This is a genomic window from Propioniciclava sp. (assembly GCF_036744435.1).
Taxonomy (GTDB): Bacteria; Actinomycetota; Actinomycetes; order Propionibacteriales; family Propionibacteriaceae; genus Propioniciclava.
Genome location: NZ_DAIOIA010000171.1, coordinates 1 through 4,504, shown reverse-complemented (window position 1 = coordinate 4,504; position 4,504 = coordinate 1). Strand labels below are relative to the sequence as shown.

Sequence of the window (4,504 nt, the reverse complement as noted above, 5' to 3'; positions counted from 1 at the left end):
TCCCGGCGGCCCCGGCCGGGGCCGGCTGCGGTGCGCTGAGGGTGGCGGCGCTCATGCGGCGCTCCAGTCGCGGTCATCCGGCTCGGTCCACGCGTCGCGCAGATCCCGGACGCCCTCGACGGGGGCCGGGTCGCCCCACGGCGCCTCGAAGGAGCCGTCCGGGCTGGCCAGCAGCCCGAGCGCGGCGAGTTCACCGTCGTCGGCGAAGCCGGGTAGGGCGAGCAGGTTGCGGGCGTACGCCCACAGGTTCGGGTAGTCCACCAGGGATGCGGCCCCCCAGCCGAGGTGGCGCCGGTACTCCAGGTCGAAGCCGATCAGGACGCTGAACAGGGAGATGTCGGCGGAGGTCACGGCAGCACCCAGCAGGTAGGGGCGGGCGGCCAGCGTCTGGTCGAACTCCCCCAGCCGGGCATACAGGACGCGTTGGGCGACGCGGGCCGACTTCTCCGAGCCCGCGAACAGGGCGCGTTCCAGGCCGCCGACCAGATCGTGGGCGATGAGGAACTCCAGCGTGTCGATCTCGGCGCGCGCCTCGGGCGGGTAATACGCGCGTCCCGCCTCGGTCGCGGTGAGAATCGAGCGGGCCAACGCGCTCCAGTCGTCGCTGAGCAGGGTCCCGTCGGCTTCGAACAGCACCGGCGTGACGGCCGCGGAGTCCTCAACCGTCACAAACTCCTGCGCTGCGGCGAGGCGGCGGGCGATCCGGGCGGCGCGTCCGCGCAGCGCGTCGGGGGCAACGTCGAGCCGGTAGCGGGCGTCCGCGTCGAGCACGACGTGCCCGGGCAGCCGCGGCGCCTCGGGGCGGAACCCGCCGACGTGGTCATGCGTGCCGGGGGGTGTGTGCTGAGCGAGGGTCACGACGATCTCCTTGGGCTGGCTGGGGAAGGACCACCGCGTCGGCGGCTCCTCGACGGGAATGGCGGCATCGGGGTTGGGATCGGCGACGCGGTAGGTGAAGGCGAGCAGGCGCTGGCCTGAATCGACGACGCTGGTCTCCCAGTCGATGCGGCGCACGAACCCGTAGCGGTAGTAGAGGCCATGGGCGGCGGTCATGTGGGGGCTGGAGCGGATCTCGACCACCGAGTAGCCGAAGGCGCGGGCCAGGGCGACGCTGTGCTCGACGAGCCGCTCGCCGAGCTTGAGGTCGCGGCCGCGCGGCCCGACGCCGAGGATGTTGAACGTGAAGGAGGGGTCGCGCAGGTACTGCGGCTTGGGGGTGAGGACCGCCCCCAGCACGCCGTCGGCGTCCGCCGCCACCCAGACGTGCGCGGTCAACGCACGGTCCGCGATCCCGGCCAGATGCTCCTTGTAGGTGGGGGTCACCCAGCATCCGGTGGTGAAGGCGCTCTGCAGCACCTCACCGACCTCGCCGAACTCATCAGGGGTCGCCAGGCGCAGCGTCCGGCCGTCGCCCAGGTCCCACGCGAGCAGGTCGGACGGGATGAAGCGGGTGTCCTGGGACGCCGGCGTGACGGCCTCGGCGTCGGCGTCGGGTTGCGCCCAAGCGGTGCTCATGGTTCTCCTCGAAGCTGGTCGGCGGTCACCGTCGGATGACGCGCCGGCCGCGGGATGTGGACGGTCCTGGTGGGACGCGGGGGCGTCCACCAGGGGTGGGGTGGCCCGGGAGGTGCCCCGGGCCACCGGTGTCGATCAGGCGAAGTGCCACAGCTCGTAGGAGCCGCCGCCGCCGGGGCCCGACGACAGGGGCGATCCGGCGAGGCCCTCGCGTCCGGACGGCTCCCGCCACGCTGCCAGGGACTCCTCCGGGGTCGGGAGGGTGGCGTCCTTCACCAGCAGGCTGCCGCCGATGTACTCCCCCGAGGGGCCGGGGATGAGCCCGAGGAAGTACAGCTCCCGGTCATCGACCAGGCCGTGCGCGAACAGGTCACGGGCGTACGCCCACAGGTTCGGGTAGTCGGTGAGCTTGCGGGTGTTCTCCTCGCCGAAGATCTTCGCGATTCCGGGCCGGTAGCCGCGCTCGAAGCTGGACAGGGAGACGAACAGCCGGATGTCGGAATCGGTGAGCCGGTCCCCGAACAGGTAGCGCCGCGACGCGAGCCGGAAGTCGTAGTCGGCCAGGCGGGCCTCGAAGATCGTCTTGGCGGCCAGCGCGGCGCCTTCGCTGGTGGCGAAGATGACCTTGTAGGTGCCGTTGTTGATGTCGTCGAAGATCTGCTGGTTGAGCAGGTCGATCTCCGGGCGCAGGTCCTCGGGGTACAGGTCGGGGGCGCCCGCGGCGTGGAACGGTGCCCAGGCGGTCTCCCAGTCGAGGCTGAGCGGGTGGTAGTTGTTCGTCACGACCAGGCCGGTCTGGGCGTCCAGGACCGTCGGGGAGGTGCCGCGGCCCTGGAAGGACTCGTCGGTGCGCCGGTAGAAGTCGTTGAGCAGGTTCGTGCCGAACCGCTCCTCCAGGTCGTTGCCGTGGGAGGCGATCCGCCACCCCTGCTCGTCGCGTCCGGTGAGCAGGACGAACGGGACGGCCTCGGACAGGCCGAGCAGCCGCAGCGTGATGAGCTGGCGGCGGTTCCAGCCGCAGCCCGGGTTGCCCAGCAGCAGGAACCGGCCCGGTTCGGGGGCGACCTGGCCCTCGCCCGTGCCGAAGCGCCGGGTGAACCAGTTGCGCTGCCGCCTAAACGCCCCATCGGGGGTCTGCTCGACGTTCGTCTCGGGGAAGGCCGACGTCTTGATGGGCGCAGGCTTGCTGCGGACGTCGTCCTCGAGGTCGTTGGTGAGAGTGGACATGGGTGGCTCCTTGCTGGTGGTCAGGCGGTCGGGACGGCGACGCCGGCCTCGTGGGCGAGACGACGTTGCTGGTTGGTGTGCCAGGTGGCACGGACGTCGTTGGGGTGGGATCCGTTCGTGGCGGTCGCCGCGTCACGCTCGGGGACGAACGGCTCGATCGGGTCCGGAGTGAAGGTGCGCCCGTCGATGACGATCTCGAGGAGGTGGTCGAGGGCGCCCAGGTCAGCGAGCGGGTCACCGTCGGCGACGATGAGGTCGGCGGCGTAGCCGGGGGCGAGGACGCCCGCGACACCGCCGAGGCCGACCGCGGCGGCCGCGCGGCTGGTGGCGGCCCGCAGGACCTCCTCGCGCGGCAGGCCGGACGCCTCCAGCTGCTTCAGCGCGAAGGTGAAGCCGCTGGGCGGCCACACGGCACCGATGTCGTTGCCGGTGACGATCTTGACGCCGTGCTGATACAGATCCCAGGCGCGGGGGGTGACGGTCTCCCCGGGGACCTCCGGCCACGACGGCGGGCTGCAGGTGTCGACGTAGACGCCCTTCTCGGCGATCAGGTCGGCCAGTTCGTGGTCGAAACGGGTCTGACCGTCGGCGTCCACGAAGCTGGCGTGGGCGATGTAGTCGATGCCCGCCTCCACGGCCCGCCGGATGCCCTCGGTGCCGTGCGCGTGGGCGGCGGTGTGCTTGCCGAGGCGGTGGGCGTCCTCGACGAGGGCGCGGAGTTCGTCGGTGGTGAACTGCGCGTTCCAGGGGGCGGTGCGGGCGGTCATGAAGCCGCCGGTCGCCATCACCTTGATGACGTCGACGCCCGCCTTGTGGTGATCCCGGACCGCCTTGCGGATCTCGGTGATCGAGTCGACCTCGCCGCCGGTGGACCAGGCGTGTCCAGCCGAGGTGGTGAGCTGCGGTCCGGCGGCGACGATGCGCGGACCGGCGATCAGCCCGGCGCCGATGGCGTCGCGCAGCGCGACGTCGGCGAAGTAGCGCGAGCCCAGCGACTGCACGGTGGTGACGCCCACCGAGGCGAGCTGGCGAGCGATGGCGACCGACGACAAGGCCACCCGGGACTCGTCGTGGCGGTCGTCGGAGGTCGTCTGCGGCAGCACCTGGGCGTACGAGCCGAGGTGGGCGTGCGTTTCGACCAGGCCCGGGAGGATCGTCCCGCGCTCATGGCGGGTCACCGGATACTCGGCGTACGTGGCAGGTAGCGCATCGATCGGACCGACCCACGCGATGGTGCCGTCCTCGATCACGACGGCACCGCGGTCGATGACCGGATCACCGGGGGCCGAGATGAGGCGCTCGGCGGTGATGACGCGCGGGCCGGGGCCGGCGAGCGGCTCTACTCCTCGCGGGAATGAGACGGCAGAAGGCATGGAGAAATCACTTTCGGGCTCGTGAATGGGCGCGCCGAATACGCGCTCAGGAAGAAATCGACATCAATTGATGAAAAGGGGCCGGGAGGCCTGAGCCCCGGTGAGACAGTGCCTCAGAGAGACACCGCTGCCGCGCAAGGAAGGTCGCTCACCAGCGAAAGGGAGGCTCCCGGTGTGGGTACTCGGCCTAGCCGGAGACACCCTGGGCCGCGTGGGCCGCGTGGATCAAGCGCGACAACAGGCGCCTGCACACATTCGTGCGTCCACGGCAACGGCCGGGATCGTCTGCACGAACGACGTGAGGCGAGTCATCGCTGTCCTCTCACTTTGCACCAGGTTTGGATACTACGAAAAGTCTCCGCGCTGATTCATGAAATGTCAACTTTGGT

General features: G+C 70.8%; 3 protein-coding genes. All 3 read right to left on the bottom strand.

What is annotated here, in order from left to right; translation table 11 throughout:
• Positions 1-51: 51 nt before the first annotated feature.
• Complete coding sequence (locus V7E09_RS14575) at positions 52-1,515, bottom strand: GNAT family N-acetyltransferase (RefSeq protein WP_324523616.1); 1,464 nt, start codon at positions 1,513-1,515, stop codon at positions 52-54.
• Positions 1,516-1,650: 135 nt separating this feature from the next.
• Positions 1,651-2,742 (bottom strand): glutathione S-transferase C-terminal domain-containing protein, encoded by a 1,092-nt coding sequence (locus V7E09_RS14570; protein ID WP_324512315.1) that lies wholly within the window; start codon positions 2,740-2,742, stop codon positions 1,651-1,653.
• A gap of 20 nt (positions 2,743-2,762) precedes the next feature.
• Positions 2,763-4,115, bottom strand: a complete 1,353-nt coding sequence (locus V7E09_RS14565) for an amidohydrolase family protein (RefSeq protein WP_324512314.1) — start codon at positions 4,113-4,115, stop codon at positions 2,763-2,765.
• Between the last annotated feature and the right edge of the window lie 389 nt (positions 4,116-4,504).